Source organism: Rahnella sp. CJA17(1/100) (assembly GCF_963881615.1).
Classification (GTDB): domain Bacteria; phylum Pseudomonadota; class Gammaproteobacteria; order Enterobacterales; family Enterobacteriaceae; genus Rahnella; species Rahnella aceris.
The window spans coordinates 153526-171434 of sequence record NZ_CAWOJA010000073.1 but is presented as its reverse complement, the minus strand read 5'-3'; the positions used below and the strand labels follow the sequence as shown (position 1 = coordinate 171434).

Below are 17909 nucleotides of genomic sequence, written 5' to 3'. Positions count from 1 at the left end.
TCCTAAATTTCATACTCCGTTTTGTGGCGCAGATCACATCTTAATTGTATGATGAATACATTATTCAACTGGGTGATACACCATGAGCACCGCAATCTCTCTGTTATTCCAATATGTTCGGGCGTTTATTCTGATTTATCTCTGTTTATTCGCCGGGAATGCGATTTCATCTCTTTTACCGCTCACCATTCCCGGCAGCATCATCGGCATGCTGATCCTGTTTGGTTTGCTTTCAACCCAAATTCTGCCGTTCAAATGGGTCAAACCGGGCTGTAATGTTCTGATTCGCTATATGGCGTTACTGTTCGTCCCTATCGGCGTCGGGGTCATGAATTATTACGAGCAACTGCGCACGCAGTTCGGGCCGCTGGTGGTGTCGTGTCTGGTCAGTACTCTGATTGTATTGCTGGTTGTCGCCTACTGTTCCCACTATATCCATGGCGAACGCGGTGCGGTGACGGATAAAGCGGAGGATAAAAATGATTGATATATTGTGGTCGCTGCCGCTGACGCTGGTGGTGTTTTTCGCCACCCGTAAGCTCGCTATTAAACTTAAAATGCCGCTGCTCAACCCGCTGCTGATGTCGATGGTGGTGATCATTCCGCTGTTGCTGGTCACCCATATCCCTTACGCGCGCTATTTCGCGGGCAGCAAGATCCTCAATGATCTGCTGCAACCCGCCGTCGTGGCGCTGGCGTTTCCCTTGTACGAACAACTGCATCAGATCCGCGCCCGCTGGAAATCCATCATCAGTATCTGTTTTATCGGCAGCGTGGTGGCGATGGTGAGCGGCACCGCGATTGCATTATGGATGGGAGCAACGCCGCAAATTGCCGCATCGGTATTACCGAAATCCGTCACCACGCCGATTGCCATGGCCACCGCGCAGTCGATCAATGGTATTCCGGCCATCAGCGCCGTATGTGTGATTTTCGTCGGCATCCTCGGCGCGGTCTTTGGTCATACAATTTTGAATGTTCTGAAGATCACCACCAAAGCCTCACGCGGGCTGGCGATGGGTACCGCATCACACGCACTGGGTACCGCCCGCTGTGCAGAAATGGATTATCAGGAAGGCGCATTCAGTTCACTGGCGCTGGTGATTTGCGGCATCATCACCTCCCTGCTCGCCCCGTTCCTGTTCCCCGTCCTTCTCGCCCTCTTCGGTCATTGACCAATAACAATAACGAGCACAGATTCCTCTAACGGATTCAAATTGTATCAAGGCGGCAACTGAGCGAATCCCCGGGAGCTTACAATAAGTAAGTGACTGGGGTGAACGAAGGCAGCCAACGCAGAGACAATTTGAAGCAGGACGAGGAAAAAGTGTATGTCACTTAAACCTTAGAAAAAGTGACATACAAAGCTGAAAGTACCCGGTTTAAGTACAGTCAGAAAAGAATCTGCCGGTCTGCCGTAAAAGCAGACAGGCAGCGATAACGAAGAGATGGAGCCTGGCGCGTAAGCTTACGCGCCGGAGAGTATTACGAATTCATCTGGAACAGTGACATACCCTGCATGGCGCTGTAGGTCTTATAGGATGCCTGAAGCGCAACCTGCTGCAAGGTGTAGGTCGAAATTGCTGAGGTCCATTCGGTATCGACCAGATTACTGAGTTTGGTCGAGTTCGATACATCGCGGTTGTCGCCCAGTGTATCGAGATTATCCAGTTCGGACATCTGCGTACCCAACTCTGAACGCACGGAAAGCACGTTGTTGAGTGAGTTACTCAGGCCACGGTTAGCTTTATCGATGGCATCGGTGTATTGCGTATCCGTGGTGTTATCCGCCGATGGCGTTCTCAGCGCAGTCAGCGCACCGTCGATGGTTTTGAATAAATCTGATTCGCTCGGAGAACCGTCCGGTTCGGCTTTCGCATCACCGGTTAAGGCATTAAAAATCTGGTTACCGGTATGGTTGATGGTCATGGTACGACTGGTATCAACCTGCTGAGTAATCGACGTCGTGCCCCCGGAATAGGTTACCGCACCCGTTGTGGCGTCCTGTGTATAAGGCGGAGTATCACTTTTGTAACCGGCGAAGATGAAGCGGCCGTTACCGTCGGTGCTGTTCGCCAGGTTCACCAGTTGCGATTTCAGGCTGTCCAGTTTAGTCGCCAGAGAAGAACGGTCGTCATCGCTTAAAGAACCGTCACCGGCCTGAACGATCAACGTCTGTGCATCCTGAATCGTCGAGGTCACGCTGCTTAAAATCGACTCTTCCTGACTCATACTCTGGTTAGCAAAGGTACGGGCCACGGAAAACTGGCTGTTCTCCGATTGCGCCTGCCGTACCAGCACCGCCTGCGACGCCGCCAGCGGGTCATCCGAAGGCTTGCTCACTTTGCTGCCGGTCGACAACTGTAAACCGGTCGCCTGGAAACGGTTCTGACCATCCAGTACCGCATTCATGTTTTGGTTGTAAATCATATTGGTACTAAGACGCATGGCATCAGTTCCTTATCAGTTCTGGGATCAGCGAATGTTGATGATCGCGTCGAATATCGTCGAAGCCGTCTGCACGACCTGCGCGTTCGCCAGATAATATTGCTGGTAACGTTGCAGATCGCCGTATTCTTCATCGAGGTTAACCCCGGAGATAGACTGCTGTTGAGCGGTGAGCTGCGTGACGATATTCGCCTGTGAGGTGCTGGTGGTGGTCAGCGTGGAAACCTGGTTACCCACGTTACTTACCATGCTGGCGTATGCGCCCGACAGGGTGGATTTACCTTCCACCAGTTTCGCGGTTTGCAGATTCAGCAGTTTCTGCGCGTTGGTGTTGTCACTCACGCCGCTGTCTGCCGCACCCGCTGCGGCGATCAATGAAGAATCACTGATAGCCAGATTCATGCTGCCCGCAACATTGCTGACCGTTTTGATGGTGATGCTGTCATTGGTATTCGGCGTGCCGGTGACGGAAACCGACAAGCCATCGAAATTCATCGTCGGATCACCGTTGCTGTCGGTGCCCGCCGTCGGGGTGATTTTTGCCCCGTCGGAAACGCGGGTTACATCCCAGCTGGTGCCGTTGTAAGCCATGGTGTAATCGCTGGCCTTCACCGCTGCCGTGTCGGTATATGCCACGCTCAGTTGGGCGCTGCCGGTATTTTTGGTGTTGCTGACCGTGGTAGCACCGGTGAAGGAGAAGAAGTCCGTCCCCGCGTCACCGTTGAGGTCAAAACCGGCTTTGTTGGTGGTGTTGAAGCTGTCAGACAGCGCCAGCGCCAGTTGCCCGAGCTGGTTAATGGCCGGTTCCAGGTTGTCTTTACGGAAAGTCAGCGTGCCGCCGAGCGAACCGGTGGTCAGACGGCTTTCCTGAATTTCAGAAACCGAACCGTCCGGTTGGGTCATGCCGACCGTCAGTTTGGAAGGATCGGCACTGGACGGCATCGCAACCACCGTTTTGGCGTTGCCGCCGCTCACCAGCGGCGTGCCGTTGGCGAATGAAATATTGTAAGTATCGCCGTCCTGCTGGGTCACGACCACACCGGTGACGTTGTTCAGCTGACTGACCAGTTGGTCACGCTGATCGAGCAAGGCGTTAGGTTCCTGTCCGGTGCTGCCACGGGTCGCGGTGATCTGACTGTTCAGTTTGGCAATCTGCGACGCATAGGTGTTGATCTGGTCAACATTCTGCGTGACTTGCTGGTTAACGGCGGTATTCATGTCGTTCAGGTATTTGGCTGAACTGTTGAACTGCGCGGTTAAACCCTGTGCCTCACCCAGCACTGCCTGACGAGCCGCACTGTCGCTGGCATTGCTGGTCAGCGTTTGCAGGCCTTTAAAGAAGGTCGACATGGTGGCATCGATACCTGTGGAACTGTCGCCGAGCAGGTCATCGATAGAGCTGGCCTGATCAAGCTGCGTTGACAGCGCGCTGCCGGTTGCGCTGGCACCCAGAAGCTGCTTCACCACGAAAGAGTTGTACTCACGATTCACACCGGTCACCGTCACACCGTTGCCGATATAACCGGCAGGAGTAGAGATGCCATTACTTTGCGTAATAATGGCGGTCTGGCGGTTATAACCGGCCACACTCACGTTAGCGATGTTGTTCCCGGTGGTACTGAGCGCCGCCTGCGCTGCGTTCAGTCCGCTCATTGCGGTATTAATTAAGCTACTGGACATGAGTGACCTTTTGGCTGCCGGTGACTTTTTACCACCGTGTAATTAAGGAAGCTGAGCCGGGGGTTTCCCCTTTTCCCATTCTGATCGTGTTATCGGCCTGCACCGCTAAAACTTGAGAAAAAAAACGAGGATTTGCGGGTCTAGAAGATATCTTTTAAATCATGGCTATAGGCTTTCACCGCCTGCTCGCCCGCGCCTTTGATTTTCTGGATCACACTCACCAGTTTGTCGGCATAATTCGGGTCGGTCGCGTAACCTGCACGTTGCAAGGCATGCGCGGCTTGTTCAGGAGTACTGGCCGAGGCAACCTGCGCATAACGCGGGTTGTTGGTGAGCAATTTGATGTAGTCGCTGATGGCTTCCACATAGGAGCCGTACACGCGGAAACTGGCCTGCACTTTTTTCGCCACGCCGCTGGTATATTCCGTGGTGGTGATTTGGGTGGTCGGACCGTCCCAGCTGCTGCCCGCTTTGATACCGAACAGGTTGAAGCTGCGTTTGCCGTCGGCAGTCGGGATCTCGCGCTGCCCCCAGCCAGATTCCAGCGCGGCCTGCGCCATGATCAGCTGATGCGAAATCCCGCTGTCTTTACTGGCGACCTGTGCCGGAATGGTGAGGCTGGAAACGAACTGTCCGCTGTCGGCTGGCAACGGTGCGCCGCCGGTGGTGCGGTCCGGCGCAGTCGGAATGACTTTGCGCAGATACTGTTCCATCGCCTGCAACGGCATGGTTTTCAGCACTTCGCCGTCCAGCGCCATCGGCACCGTTCCCGCCAGTTCTGACGGTTGCTTGCTGCCACCGGTCAGTTGTTCGACCATCATGTCGGCCATCCCCAGCCCTTTGTCGGACATGTCCTGAGCAATTTGCTGATCGTACATCGATGTATAAAGTTTGGTGGATTCGTTATCCAGAATCCCCCCTTGCGGCAGTGCCTGACGCATGCTTTTCAGCATCATCTGCACGAACACCCCTTCAAACTGCTTCGCCACTTCTTTGATGTGCGCCTGAGGATCCTGCGCCACATCCCGCTTCAGTTTGTTAAGGGATTGCGTGTCATACGCCGCCCCTGACATCGACATCAGATCGCTCATCAGATAATTTCCAAATCAGCACGCAGGCATCCGGCTGTTTTCATCGCCTGCAGAATGGACATCAGATCGATAGGCGTCGCGCCTAACGCGTTCAGGGTACGGACAACGTTGTTCAGGCTGGCACTGGAGCGTACCTGCTGAATCGACCCGCCGGACTGGCGTACGGAAATATTGGTGTTCGGCGTCACTACCGTCTGACCGCCGCCAAATGGCGTATTCGGCTGGCTGACATCGTTCTGGCGATCAACCACCACAGACAGATTGCCCTGTGCAACCGCACAGTTATCCAGGGTTACATCGCGGTTCATGACCACCGAACCGGTACGGGAGTTGATGATGACTTTCGCATCCATCGGCCCGACGTTCACTTCGATATTTTGGATCTGCGCCAGAATGCGCACCTGAGAGGTGTTGCCACGCGGCACCACCACCTGAATATTGCGGGAATCCAGCGCTGACGCCACCCCCATTCCCTGACGGTTGATGGCGTCACTGACCTGCTGCGCCAGGTTGAAATCTTCGTCGTTAAGTTGCAGGCTGATCACGCCTTCGGTGCCGAACGTACTCGGCAATTCGCGTTCAATGGTTGCCCCGCCGGTAATACGCCCACCTGAAACCTGGTTAACTGTCACGCTGCTGCCACCGGAGGAAGCGCCTGCACCGCCGACCAGCACGTTACCCTGCGCCAGTGCGTAAACCTGATTATCCACCCCTTTCATCGGGGTCATCAGCAAGGTGCCGCCGCGAATACTTTTGGCATTACCCATGGATGAAACCACCACATCGATGGCCTGACCGGCACGCGAAAACGGCGGCATTTTGGCGGTGACCATCACCGCTGCCACGTTTTTCAACTGCATGTTGGTGCCTGCCGGTACTGTGATACCGAGCTGGGACAACATGTTAGTCAGCGTCTGGGTGGTAAAAGGTGTTTGTGTGGTCTGGTCACCGGTACCGTCAAGGCCCACCACCAGCCCGTAGCCGATCAGGGCGTTATCACGCACACCCTGTACCGTCGTCAGATCACGAATACGGTCGGCGGATGCGGGCAGTACCACCAGGGCGGACATCGCCAGACAGAGAATACCGGAAAGGAGTTTTCGCATGATTGCCTCGTTATAACGGCGATAAGTTTAAGAAGAACCGCTGCAACCAGCCCATGTTCTGCGCTTCATTGATGTAGCCATTCCCGACGTACTCGATGCGTGCATCTGCCACCTGCGTGGAGATAACGGCGTTCGAACCGCTGATGGTGCGCGGGTTGACCACACCGGAGAACCGGATAAATTCAGTTCCCTGATTAATTTCGATTTGTTTCTCTCCGACAACTTTCAGGTTGCCGTTTGCCAGCACTTCCCCAACCGTCACGGTCAGGGTGCCGCTGAAGGTGTTATTGGCCGCTGCGCCGCCTTTACCGGCAAAGGTGTTGGCACCGGTCATATCGAGGTCGGCACGGGCATTACCGAACAGACCTTCCAGATAACGTGGCGCTGTCGCTGCGCCAAAGCTGGTCGCGCCGTTGCGGCTGGCGTTCGCTGAGGAGCTTTTGCTTGCACTGACATTTTCCTGCAAGACAATGGTCAGCGTGTCGCCGACATTACGTGGACGGCGGTCTTCAAACAGAGGCTGATAACCGTAGTTCATCGGCTGAACTGACTGGAAAATCGAACCGTTAGGAACCGGCGGTGCCGCAGGCGCAGGGGTCGCTGTGGTTGCTCCGGGTACCAGCGGGGTATGCGGCATATACGCGCAGCCATTCGCCAGTAACGTGATTAACAGCGGCAGCACCAGCTTGCCTGGTCGGTCTTTAGAAGAAGTCATTACCGACGTGTTTTTTTTGGTCACCACAGTTATCGCCTTTAAAAAATCGACCTGGTAGGGATCTGAACCGGTTCAGGACAGAAGCGTTTCCGCCCCTGCCCTCTTGTTTTCAATCAACCGCCAAACATTACAGCTGGGAAAGTTTCTGTAGCATTTCGTCCGAGGTGGACACGGCTTTACTGTTAATTTCGTAAGCACGCTGGGTCTGGATCATGTTGACCAGTTCTTCCGCCACGTTGACGTTAGAGGTTTCCACATAACCCTGATACAGCAGACCCGCGCCGTTCAGACCCGGTGTGCTTTCGGTTGGTGCGCCGGAGCTTTGGGTTTCCTGGTACAGGTTTTCACCGAGTGATTCCAGGCCGCTGTTGTTGATGAAGGTGCTCAGCGTCAGTTGCCCCACCTGCTGTGCCGCCGTCTGACCTTGCGTGGTCACACTCACGATACCGTCACGCCCGACCGTCATGCTCAGCGCATTCGCCGGAACGGTGATCGCAGGAATAACCTGATAACCACTGGAGGTCACCATCTGACCGTTCTGGTCAACCTGGAAAGACCCGTCACGGGTATAGGCCGTCGTGCCGTCCGGCAACTGAACCTGGAAGAAACCTTCCCCTTTGACGGCAATGTCTTTGCTGTTGCTGGTCTGCGACAGGTTGCCCTGCGAGAACAAACGCTCAGTAGAAACAGGACGCACACCGGTACCAATCTGTAAACCGGATGGCAGGTTGGTTTGCTCAGAAGACTGCGCACCAGGCTGACGGACTGTCTGGTAAAGCAGGTCTTCAAATACCGCACGCTGGCGTTTAAAACCGTTGGTGCTGACGTTCGCCAGGTTGTTGGCGATTACATCCATATTGGTCTGCTGGGCATCCAGACCGGTTTTCGCAATATACAGCGATGGGATCATGTCATTACTCCTCTGCCATCATCAGCTCATTGACAGCAGATTGTTGGCACTCTGTTCATTTTCATCGACGCTGTGGATGACTTTCATCTGCATCTCAAAGCGGCGGGCGTTGGCGATCATGTCAACCATGGTTGAAACCGGATCCGCGTTACTGCCTTCAAGCGTGCCGGGCATAACGTGAATCGTCGGGTCAGGCTGTAAAGCCGCACCCCGTGCCTGAACGGTCGCCGGCGTTGGCCGGAACATACCATCATCGCCACGGGTGACTTCATTGTTGGCCGCTTTCACCAGCTTGAGCTTACCGAGCTGGCCCATGGTGTTGGGGTCAGCACCGGCTTCAAGCACGGCAATGGTCCCGTCCGCAGAAACCGTGAGCTGAGAATTCGGCGGAACTTCAATCGGGCCGTTATCCCCCATCACCGGATGACCCTGAACGGTCAGCTGGTTAGTCGGTGACACTTGCATGTCACCGTTACGGGTATACGCTTCAGAGCCATCAGGCATCTGCACCGCAAGGAAACCGTCCTGCTGTAAAGCCACATCCAGCGGACGGCCGGTGTAGTTCAGCTTGCCCTGCGTCATATCTGCGCCCGGCGTGGATGCCGTGACCAGCGTGCGGGTTTGCAGGCTTTCACCGTCTACCGGCACTGCGCGCATCGCTAAAAGCTGCGAGCGGAAGCCCGGTGTATTGGCGTTAGCCAGGTTACTCGACGTCACCGACTGCTGAACCAGCGTCTGGCTGGCTGCGCCGCCTGCGGTGTAGATAGCGTGATCCATAATGCTGCCCTGTTCTCAGGTGATAAAACGCGTATTAACGCAGGTTAACCAGCGTGTTCAGGATGGAGTCCTGAGTTTTGATGGTCTGCGCATTCGACTGGTAGTTACGCTGAGCAACAATCATGTTGACCAGTTCCGCACTCAGATCGACGTTGGAAGATTCCAGCGCGCCGCTGGTCATTGACGCTAAACCGCCCTGACCCGCGATACCGGTTACAGCCTGGCCGGAAGACGCGGTAGCCGTCCACACGTTGTCGCCTTCAGATTTCAAACCTTCCGGGTTGGAGAAGTTACTCAGCACAATCTGGCCCAGTAACTGGGTTTTGTTGTTGGAGTAAGTGCCGGAGATTGTGCCGTCGTCATTGATGGTGTAACCGGTCATCTGACCCGCTGCATAACCATCCTGAGTCTGGGAACCGATGCTGTCGCTGCCGGTGCTCTGCTGGATACTGCCGGTGAAATCCAGGGAAACGGTTTGTGGCGTCACCGTCCCGTTAGTCGCGGTGTTCATTGGCAACGTCAGTGCCAGACCGGCATTGGCGACGCCTGCGGCGTTAGTGGTACTCACCAGCGCACCACTGGTATCAAATTGCATTGCACCAATTTTGCCGGCTGTTGAACCTGTGACGCTGCCGTCTTGCGCGTAAACATCCCAGTTGTTCGCAGAGGTTTTCACGAAGTAGACGTTGTTATCGTGGGCATTACCCTGTGAGTCATAGGTGGTGATGCTGTTCACGTAGTTGTAGCTGGTGTCATCGCTGCTGCTGAACGTTTTGGCGGCCGGGATCGCCGTATCCGTTGAGTTCAGGTTGGCCACCATCGTACCCACCGTGGTGGCTTTCGCGCTCATCAGAGTGGTCGGGATGTTCAGGGCAACCGGCTGTGCGCCTGCGGCGATAGTCGGGGGGGTGCCGGTGGCCGGAAAACCGGTGACACTCAGACCCTGCATGTTCACCAGATTACGGTTGGCATCCAGTGAGAACTGACCATTGCGGGAGTAATAAACCGCGCCACTGGTGTCCGTCAGACGGAAGAAACCGTTGCCGCTCAGGGCCACATCCAGACCGCGGGAGGTGTTGGTGGTCGTACCGTCATTGAAGTTCTGAGTGACAGCGGCGACTTTAACGCCCATACCGGTTTGGGAACCGGCAAACATATCGGCAAAAGAGGCGGTGGCTGTTTTAAAACCGACGGTCGCGGAGTTGGCAATGTTGTTACCAATCACATCGAGGTTAGTCGATGCCGCGCTCAGGCCGCTGACTGCTTGGGAAAAGCTCATGTTAGCTCCATTGTACTGTGTGTAGTGTTTTTAGCTCCTGCCCCGGCGAAGGGGAGGGAGCGGTCTGAGTGACTCACTTACAAAATCTGGCGTACAGAATCGACTTTCGCGGTTCCGCGTACGCCCAGATCCAACGCGGTATTCCCGGCTGAATCTGTCGTTACACCATTGACCAGCGCATAGTTCAGCGGTGTTGCCACCATTTGCTGACCATTGTTCAGGGCATTGATGCTGAAGGTGTAGCTGCCATCCGGTGCTTTGGTGCCATCGTCCTGTGTACCGTCCCAGGTATAGCTGTGCACACCGGCAGTCTGGGAGCCCAGCGTGATGGTTTTCACCACTTTACCGGTGGCGTCGCTGACTGTAGCGGTGGTGGTATCGGAGGCCGTTTCCAGTTCAAATCCGAATGGCGTGGTGCTGACAGTGCCGTCAGTGTCGCTGCCGACCAAAATTGCGCTGCCGGACACCATCACGCCGTGACCGATCAATGAACTTGCCTGAACAGATGAACCACTGGTGATTTGTCCGGAAATGCTGCCCAGCGTGGTATTGAGTTTTTCAATCCCGCTGACGGTGCTGATCTGCGCCAGCTGACTGGTCAGCTGACTGTTATCCATCGGATTGGTGGGATCCTGGTTTTTCAGCTGGGCGACCAGCAGAGTCAGGAAACTGCTGGATAAATCATCCGCAGAACTGGTTCCGGTTGTGGACGAACCACCGGAACTGGTGCTGGCGATCGTGGTGTTATCAGTGGTGTCATTAATCGACGTGGTAATTGCCATGATTCGCTCCGCTATTGCCCCAGAGTGAGGGTTTTCATCATCAACGACTTGGTGGTGTTAAGCACTTCGACGTTGGCCTGATAACTGCGGGAAGCGGAGATGGTGTTCACCATTTCGCTGACCACATCTACGTTTGGCATCTGCACATAGCCTTTTGCATCCGCCATCGGATTGCCCGGCTCATACACCATGCGCATGGGTGCCGGGTCATCAACGACCTGCGCCACTTTCACGCCGCCGGTTTCCTGACCCGGTGCCGCATCCACCTGGAAAACCACCTGCTTCGCTTTATACGGCTTACCGTCCGGGCCGGTGACGCTGTCGGCGTTGGCCATGTTACTGGCGCTGACGTTCAGGCGCTGAGACTGCGCGGCCAGCGCAGAACCGGCGATATCAAAAATACCAAGCATTGACATGGGCTATTATCCTTGCAGCACCGACATCATCCCTTTGATTTGCCCGCCGAGAACGGTCAAATCGGTCTGATAGCGCACGCTGTTATCCGCAAAATTGGTACGTTCACGGTCCATATCGACCGTGTTGCCATCTGCCGATGGCTGGTCAGGGATCCGGTACATCAGATCCATATCAGCAGGCTGTACGTTGGACGCCGGGATATGGCGGTCAGACGTCAGAGACAAGGAGATGCCGCTGCCGCTCGCACGTCCCTGCTCCATCACCTTCTGCAACTGACTGGCAAAATCGATATCGCGCGCCTGATACCCTGGGGTGTCGGCGTTAGCGATATTGGCTGAAAGAATTTCTTGCCGCTGGGCGCGCAGGTTGAGCGCTTCCTGTTGGAACTGTAGTGCGGCGTTCAATTTGTCGAGCATGCGCCCTCCGCAAAGTGAGATTTTGGAGTCGACAGCATAAATGCGAGTGTCAACTGGCTATCGTCTGAATAAGCATGAAATCGGGCGCTATTTGTCCCTTTAGGAATTGCAAAGTGAGCGTAGACTTGTGGCCAGTAGTAGGTTGGCACAAAGGTAAAACGCGAATGAACATGCTGAAAATATGTCGTACAGGCATTACGCTGGGCTGCATCATGACCGGTGCGACGTCTGGTGCTGTGAGCTATGCGCAGTCTTTGCCAGTGCAAGTCAAAAGCGTGCCGGCCTCGTCCAATAGCGATACACTGCTGTCCTCGCAAATTCAGCAGTTCTTCCGCCAGCAATATGCTGAAAGCGGAATGCAGGTGACCGTGGTCGTGAACACCCCGGCGGCGCGTCAGCCCCAATGTTTATCACCACAATTTATGCTTTCACCGAACAGTCGCACCTGGGGCAATGTCTCCGTGGCGGTGAACTGTAACGGCAAGAAAAGTTACGTACAGACCAAAGTGCAGGTCAGCGGAACGTACTGGGTGGCGGCGAAGAACGTGCCAGCGGGCGCTCACCTGACACAAACCGATATGCAACAAAAAACCGGGCGACTGGATCTGCTGCCACCGAAAACCATTCTTGACAGTCAACAGGCGGTGAATGGCATCACGCTGCGAAACATCAGCATCGGCCAGCCGTTAACCTTATCCATGCTGCGCCGTCCTTGGATGGTGCATGCGGGGCAGGAAGTTCAGGTTCAGGCAACAGGCAGTGGTTTTAATGTATCGAGTGCCGGTAAGGCGATGAACAATGCTGCAGCGAATGAATCAGTGCGGATCAGAATGCCGTCAGGTGCAATTGTGAACGGAACAGTAGGCTCAGATGGGTCTGTGACAGTGACGATATAATCCTAAAGTGCAGCCGTTGTTCTGCAAAAAGCTGCAATAAAAGCTAAAGTTATTTCGCCACATGTCGATAACACACGTATCAGAGTCGTCCGCGACGGCATTTTTAAGGGTTTTCATGAGATGTTCAAAACCCTGATCCCCATACTGGAGAAGAAATTTATGGCTATCGATCGTACTCAAGGTGTTTCACCTTTAACCTCGATCCAGCAACGCGAACCGTCTGAAGCTTCAGTACAGAACACGCGTAAAGAAGGCACTGTTTCTGGCACCACCACCAGCGGTACGGCGGTGACCCTGAGTTCAGCACAGGCATCTCTGACTCAGTCAAGTGCGCAGGACATTAACACGGCACGTGTCGAAGAACTGAAACAAGCTATCCGCGACGGTAAACTGACGATGGATACCGGCAAAATCGCTGATGCTTTGTTACAGGACACGCAGGATTATCTCAAAGGTCTTTAAGCTGAAGACCTCAGTGTGAAGACAAAAAGTTGGAAGGTAATAAGGCCCGATGAAGAACTTTATCAAGACCATGACTACCTTGGTTGAAACGTTGCAAGCGCTGGATCAGGTGATTAATCACGAACAAACGATACTGTGCTCAGGCCGCGTAAATGGTGCAGCCTTGCAGCATATAACCGAGCAGAAAAGTTCATTGTTAGCCACGGTAGACTATCTTGATAAACAGCGTCGTCAGCATGACGAACGCCTCAGACAAACCGCACCCTACTCAGATCCACAAGGGCAGAGTCAGCCGGAAATCGCCGCGATGTGGCAAGATATTGTGCAAATGACCGCCAGGCTGAGTCAGATAAATCGTCACAACGGCATGTTACTGGGCAAACAAATCGCCTATAACACCGAGGCGCTGGCGATCCTTAACGCCAGTCAGACGCAGAAATTCTACGGACCGAACGGGCAGGAAACCGTATCGGGGCAAACCGTCAGGAAGATCTCCGTTTAACGCCAGACGAGGGGAACGGTTTCCCCTCCGTATTCGTATTTCCCCCGCGATTCACATCCCGACCTCTGCTGATACCTCTGTCAGATTAGCCAGTCTTCTGATTTATCCCGATCTGTTTCCACCCGTCTGATGAGCAGAATGGCTTGCCTGCTGGGCTTTGCCCTGCCCCCGGTTCAGATAAGTTGTCAGCGCGGCTTGCCTGGCTCCTCCCCCTGCGAAGGGGGAGGTTGGGAGGGGGTTTTAAGGGCTAACACCTGGTCAGTGCAAACTTCAACATATTGATTTTTATTTAATACCCCACCCCAACCCTCCCCTTCGCAGGGGAGGGAGCCGTTCTCAGTTACAGGTGATCCTGGTGTAGCGACCCGGCCAGATGAGTTCCGGTGATAGCTGAACATCCATACAGATAAAATGGGCAAACATTGAGAATGGGAGACGGCGTCCGGAAGGTTTTCAGGGATTACTAGAGCCGGTGGAGGGCTTACTGATAGTTCACGATCACTTCATTACTGATCACCCGCAGCGGCGTATTCATTGCGCCAGCGCCGGGGACAAAATAAACCAGTCTTAATGGTGAAGTGGCGGACTGGCCGTAAAACGATTTTGTCACCCCGCCTTCGGCGTCCAGATTGATGCAGTGATTCATGGTGTTGCAGAGTCTGACCTGTAAACCGGCGGGTCTTGCGCCGAGCACTTCATATTTCCAGCTTAGGGTTGTGATGGTTGCGGAACCTGAACTGCGCACGGGCGCGGATGCCGGCGGTGCTAACGCGCCCGACGACATCATCACGCCACGGTTTTGCAGCACCACGCCGCGCTGGGTATCGGACCATGAACCGGACGCGGCCAGCGCGGGCAGGCTCAGTGTAGTCAGCAACAACAGTGTGGCGCGGCGCATGTTATTCACCGCCGATGGTGGCGGTCATGCGGATCTGGCGGCTGTCGCTCATTTCCAGATTCGACATCACGACGATATTGGGCAGTGAACGGCGCAGGAAGCGTGACAGCAGCGGACGCAGTGCGTGGTTCACCAGCAGAACCGGTGGCGCACTGAGCATATCCTGACGTTGTAATGCCGCCTCGGACTGGGTCAGCAAACGTTCAGCCAGACCCGGTTCCAGACCACCGCCGCTTTGCAGCGCCTGTAACAGCAGACGTTCCAGGGAGGTATCCAGTCCGATAACCTGCACTTCACCGCTGCCCGGGAACCACTGCTGGGTAATCGCCCTGCCGAGCGCAACACGCACCACGGACGTCAGTTCGTTAGGATCCGGCTGGTTCGGGGCATATTCCGCCAGTGTTTCAACAATGGTGCGCATATCGCGGATCGAAACGCGTTCAGATAACAGGTTCTGCAACACTTTGTGCATATTGGTCAGGGAAATGATGCCCGGAATGAAATCTTCCGTCAGCTTCGGCATTTCTTTAGTGACACGTTCCATCAGTTCCTGCGTTTCCTGACGGCCAAACAGTTCTTTGGCGTGCATGCTGATCAGGTGATTCAGATGCGTTGCGACCACGGTACTGGCTTCCACCACGGTATAACCCTGAATTTGTGCCTGCTCACGCATAGCAGGTTCAATCCAGACCGCCGCCAGCCCGAATGCCGGATCAACCGTCGCTTCGCCTGGCAATTCGCCAATCGCGCTGCCCGGGTTGATCGCCATCCAGCGGCCCGGATGCGCCGCACCCGTGCCGATTTCCACGCCTTTCATCAGGATACGGTAGCCCGCTGGCGGCAGTTCGAGGTTATCGCGAATATGAATAACCGGCGGCAGATAGCCCATTTCCTGTGCGAATTTTTTACGGATACTGCGGATACGTCCCAGCAGCTCGCCGTTTTGGGCGAAGTCCACCATCGGGATCAGACGGTAGCCCACTTCCATACCCAGCGGGTCTTCAAGCTGAACATCCTGCCAGCTGGCTTCTACCATTTGTTTACCGTTGTCTGCCACGGCCGGTGCGGCCGCTGCGGTGGTCGGTTTTTTCAGCTCCTGACCGCGAGTCCACCACGCCAGCGCCAGCAGCCCGGCGGTGAACATCAGGAAGACAAAGTTCGGCATGCCCGGCACCATACCGAGTAACCCCAGAACACCGGCACTCAGCATCATGACGCGCGGATTGCGGAACAACTGGGTGACCATCTGCTCGCCGACGTCTTCGTTGGTGCCGACGCGGGTGACGATAACACCGGCTGCAGTAGAGATAACCAGCGCCGGGATCTGCGCAACCAGACCGTCACCGATGGTCAGCAGCGTATAGCTTTCAGCCGCATGGCCGAGATCCATACCGTGTTGCAACACACCCACCAGCAGGCCGCCGACGACGTTGATGATCATGATCATCAGACCGGCAACGGCGTCACCCCGCACGAATTTACTTGCACCGTCCATTGAACCGTAGAAGTCCGCTTCCTGCGTCACGTCGCTGCGGCGTTTTTTCGCTTCGTCTTCGCCAATCAGACCGGCGTTCAGATCCGCATCAATCGCCATCTGTTTGCCGGGCATCCCGTCAAGCACAAAACGCGCGCCCACTTCGGCAATACGCCCGGCACCTTTGGTGATAACCATGAAGTTGATCAGCACCAGGATGATAAACACCACGATACCGATGGCGAAGTTGCCGCCGACCAGGAAGTGACCGAAGGCTTCAATCACCCGCCCCGCGGCCGCGCCGCCGGTATGCCCTTCCAGCAGGATCACACGGGTTGAGGCAACGTTCAGCGACAGGCGTAATAAGGTGGAAAACAGCAGAATGGTCGGGAATGCCGCGAAATCCAGCGTGCGCTGGGTAAACATTGCCACCAGCAACACCATGATGGATAACGCAATGTTAAAGGTGAACAGCAGGTCAAGGATGAACGGTGGTAACGGCAACACCATCATCGACAGGATGATCAGGATAAGAATTGGGCCTGCCAGTACCTGCCATTGTCCGGACTTAAAGTTGGCGGGTAAACGCAGTATCGCGGCCAGATTAGCCATGGGTATCACTCTCTCCTGCTGCAAAATCCAGACCTTCAGGGACTGGTAAATGTTGAGGTTTTTTCGGGATCAGCCCGCCTTCGCGCTTCCAGCGTTTCAGCTGATAAACCCAGGCCAGAACTTCAGCCACGGCGGCATACAGCGTCGCCGGAATTTGCTGACCAATGTCACTGTGCCGGTAAAGCGCACGCGCCAGAGGCGGCGCTTCCAGCATCGGAATTTTGTGCTCGACACCGAGTTCCCTGATGCGCAGCGCCACGTCTCCCGCGCCTTTCGCCAGTACTTTCGGTGCACTCATTTTGTTTTCACTGTATTGCAGCGCAACGGCGTAGTGCGTCGGGTTGGTCACGATAACGTCCGCTTTGGGCACATCGGCCATCATGCGGCGCCTGGCCATCGCACGTTGCTGCTGGCGGATACGCCCTTTAACGTGCGGGTCACCTTCCTGACTTTTATGTTCGTCGCGGATATCCTGCTTGCTCATGCGCAGCTTTTTCAGGTTGCTCCAGATTTGCCAGAACACGTCGAAACCCACCATCGGCGTTAATCCCAGTACCACCATCAGCCCGCAGAACACCACCATGTTCAGCGCTTCACCCAGTGCGGGAATGGTCGGTTGCGCCATGAGGCGCATCATGTCCGGCCATTTATGCCACAAATACAACCCGGCGACGGTGCCGACCAGCAAGGCTTTCAGAACGGCTTTCAGCAGTTCCGCCAGCACCTGACCGGAGAATAAACGTTTCAAACCGGCAATCGGATCCATACGGCTGAACTTGAACTCAAAGGATTTGCCGCTGAACATCAGGCCGCCGAGTAACAGCGGCGCGGCGAGTGCGATCAAAATCAGGCCGCCGATCACCGGCAATAATGCCCAGACTGCGCGGCCCAGCAGCGTCGCCATCTGCTGCAAAACCTGCCGGTCATCGCTGACCATGCCGTGATCAAACTTAAGCCCTTGCGAAATCATCACGCCAAGCTGCCGCGCCATGGATTCGCCCGACATCCACAGCAGCGTTAAGCCGCCTCCCAGCATCAGAATTGAGGTCAGTTCGCGCGAGCGCGGTATCTGCCCTTCCTCACGCGCTTTTTCAAGCCGGTGTGCGGTGGGGGCCTCACTTTTTTCGAGATCGCTTTCTTCAGCCACCGGCGGTTCCTGTCAGGGTTTACCCGGCATGTAAAACACGACGGGCACAATTTCATGCAAACTCCCAACGTCACTGGAGTTGTAGCAAGGCAGCAAGCGAGAGGATCCCGATGAGCTGATATGAGTCAGTGATTCGGGTGAACGAACGACGCTACAGATTCAATGACGCAGGGATAGCATGACAAAAGCGGCGAAGTCTTATTGGTGAATTAGAGAGGAAAAATGGCGGCTATTCAGCAGATGAATTTATTTGTAAAAATTCCAGATAAGGAAAACACCCCTCAGTGCGAGACGGAG

Annotated in this window: 19 protein-coding genes; 5 read left to right on the top strand and 14 right to left on the bottom strand. The window is 55.1% G+C overall.

Going from position 1 to position 17909, the window contains the following annotated elements; genetic code table 11:
• Positions 1-82 precede the first annotated feature (82 nt).
• Positions 83-487, top strand: a complete 405-nt coding sequence (locus AACU55_RS22955; RefSeq protein WP_134706188.1) for a CidA/LrgA family protein — start codon at positions 83-85, stop codon at positions 485-487.
• Positions 480-1175, top strand: a complete 696-nt coding sequence (locus AACU55_RS22950) for a CidB/LrgB family autolysis modulator (RefSeq protein WP_013575174.1) — start codon at positions 480-482, stop codon at positions 1173-1175. The genes AACU55_RS22955 and AACU55_RS22950 overlap by 8 nt, the downstream gene beginning before the upstream one ends.
• A 310-nt stretch (positions 1176-1485) precedes the next feature.
• On the opposite strand, the gene flgL is transcribed toward AACU55_RS22950, so the two are convergent.
• The 11 genes from flgL to flgB form a co-directional block, all read right to left on the bottom strand.
• Positions 1486-2448, bottom strand: a complete 963-nt coding sequence (gene flgL / locus AACU55_RS22945; protein WP_013575173.1) for a flagellar hook-associated protein FlgL — start codon at positions 2446-2448, stop codon at positions 1486-1488.
• 27 nt (positions 2449-2475) lie between these two features.
• The gene (gene flgK / locus AACU55_RS22940; protein ID WP_037034827.1) at positions 2476-4128 is read right to left on the bottom strand and encodes a flagellar hook-associated protein FlgK; all 1653 of its coding nucleotides are present in this window, start codon (positions 4126-4128) and stop codon (positions 2476-2478) included.
• 140 nt (positions 4129-4268) lie between these two features.
• Positions 4269-5219 (bottom strand): flagellar assembly peptidoglycan hydrolase FlgJ, encoded by a 951-nt coding sequence (flgJ, locus tag AACU55_RS22935; protein ID WP_013575171.1) that lies wholly within the window; start codon positions 5217-5219, stop codon positions 4269-4271.
• Positions 5219-6325 carry a flagellar basal body P-ring protein FlgI gene (locus AACU55_RS22930; RefSeq protein WP_013575170.1) on the bottom strand — a complete coding sequence of 369 codons (1107 nt, stop codon included), beginning with the start codon at positions 6323-6325 and terminating at the stop codon, positions 5219-5221. The genes flgJ and AACU55_RS22930 overlap by 1 nt, the downstream gene beginning before the upstream one ends.
• Positions 6326-6335: 10 nt before the next feature.
• A complete protein-coding gene (locus tag AACU55_RS22925; RefSeq protein ID WP_071823641.1) occupies positions 6336-7040 on the bottom strand; it encodes a flagellar basal body L-ring protein FlgH in 705 nt (234 codons plus the stop codon).
• 127 nt (positions 7041-7167) lie between these two features.
• Positions 7168-7950, bottom strand: coding sequence for a flagellar basal-body rod protein FlgG (gene flgG / locus AACU55_RS22920; protein ID WP_134706187.1), 783 nt, complete (start codon positions 7948-7950; stop codon positions 7168-7170).
• 21 nt (positions 7951-7971) lie between these two features.
• Positions 7972-8727: a flagellar basal body rod protein FlgF gene (locus AACU55_RS22915; protein WP_013575167.1), complete on the bottom strand. Its 756-nt coding sequence runs from the start codon at positions 8725-8727 to the stop codon at positions 7972-7974.
• A 34-nt stretch (positions 8728-8761) separates the two neighbouring features.
• On the bottom strand, positions 8762-10006 hold the full coding sequence (flgE, locus tag AACU55_RS22910; RefSeq protein ID WP_013575166.1) for a flagellar hook protein FlgE: 1245 nt from the start codon (positions 10004-10006) through the stop codon (positions 8762-8764).
• Between the two features lie 77 nt (positions 10007-10083).
• A complete protein-coding gene (gene flgD, locus AACU55_RS22905; protein WP_013575165.1) occupies positions 10084-10788 on the bottom strand; it encodes a flagellar hook assembly protein FlgD in 705 nt (234 codons plus the stop codon).
• An 11-nt stretch (positions 10789-10799) separates the two neighbouring features.
• Positions 10800-11204, bottom strand: a complete 405-nt coding sequence (gene flgC, locus AACU55_RS22900; protein ID WP_013575164.1) for a flagellar basal body rod protein FlgC — start codon at positions 11202-11204, stop codon at positions 10800-10802.
• A 6-nt stretch (positions 11205-11210) separates the two neighbouring features.
• Positions 11211-11621, bottom strand: a complete 411-nt coding sequence (gene flgB, locus AACU55_RS22895) for a flagellar basal body rod protein FlgB (protein WP_013575163.1) — start codon at positions 11619-11621, stop codon at positions 11211-11213.
• 164 nt (positions 11622-11785) lie between these two features.
• Here flgB and flgA point away from each other — a divergent pair, with 164 nt between their 5' ends.
• From flgA to AACU55_RS22880, 3 genes are all read left to right on the top strand, one after another.
• Positions 11786-12517, top strand: coding sequence for a flagellar basal body P-ring formation chaperone FlgA (gene flgA, locus AACU55_RS22890; RefSeq protein WP_015689767.1), 732 nt, complete (start codon positions 11786-11788; stop codon positions 12515-12517).
• A gap of 159 nt (positions 12518-12676) precedes the next feature.
• The gene (flgM, locus tag AACU55_RS22885) at positions 12677-12979 is read left to right on the top strand and encodes a flagellar biosynthesis anti-sigma factor FlgM (protein WP_013575161.1); all 303 of its coding nucleotides are present in this window, start codon (positions 12677-12679) and stop codon (positions 12977-12979) included.
• 49 nt (positions 12980-13028) lie between these two features.
• Complete coding sequence (locus AACU55_RS22880; protein WP_013575160.1) at positions 13029-13481, top strand: flagella synthesis protein FlgN; 453 nt, start codon at positions 13029-13031, stop codon at positions 13479-13481.
• Between the two features lie 481 nt (positions 13482-13962).
• Here AACU55_RS22880 and AACU55_RS22875 read toward each other — a convergent pair whose 3' ends face one another.
• From AACU55_RS22875 to flhB, 3 genes are read right to left on the bottom strand one after another with little or no spacing between them, the layout of a single operon-like run.
• Positions 13963-14379: a flagellar protein FlhE gene (locus AACU55_RS22875; protein WP_134706186.1), complete on the bottom strand. Its 417-nt coding sequence runs from the start codon at positions 14377-14379 to the stop codon at positions 13963-13965.
• Between the two features lies 1 nt (position 14380).
• Positions 14381-16465 (bottom strand): flagellar biosynthesis protein FlhA, encoded by a 2085-nt coding sequence (gene flhA / locus AACU55_RS22870; RefSeq protein ID WP_037034835.1) that lies wholly within the window; start codon positions 16463-16465, stop codon positions 14381-14383.
• On the bottom strand, positions 16458-17612 hold the full coding sequence (gene flhB, locus AACU55_RS22865; protein WP_013575156.1) for a flagellar biosynthesis protein FlhB: 1155 nt from the start codon (positions 17610-17612) through the stop codon (positions 16458-16460). Before flhB ends, flhA begins: the two co-directional genes overlap by 8 nt.
• Positions 17613-17909: the final 297 nt, after the last annotated feature.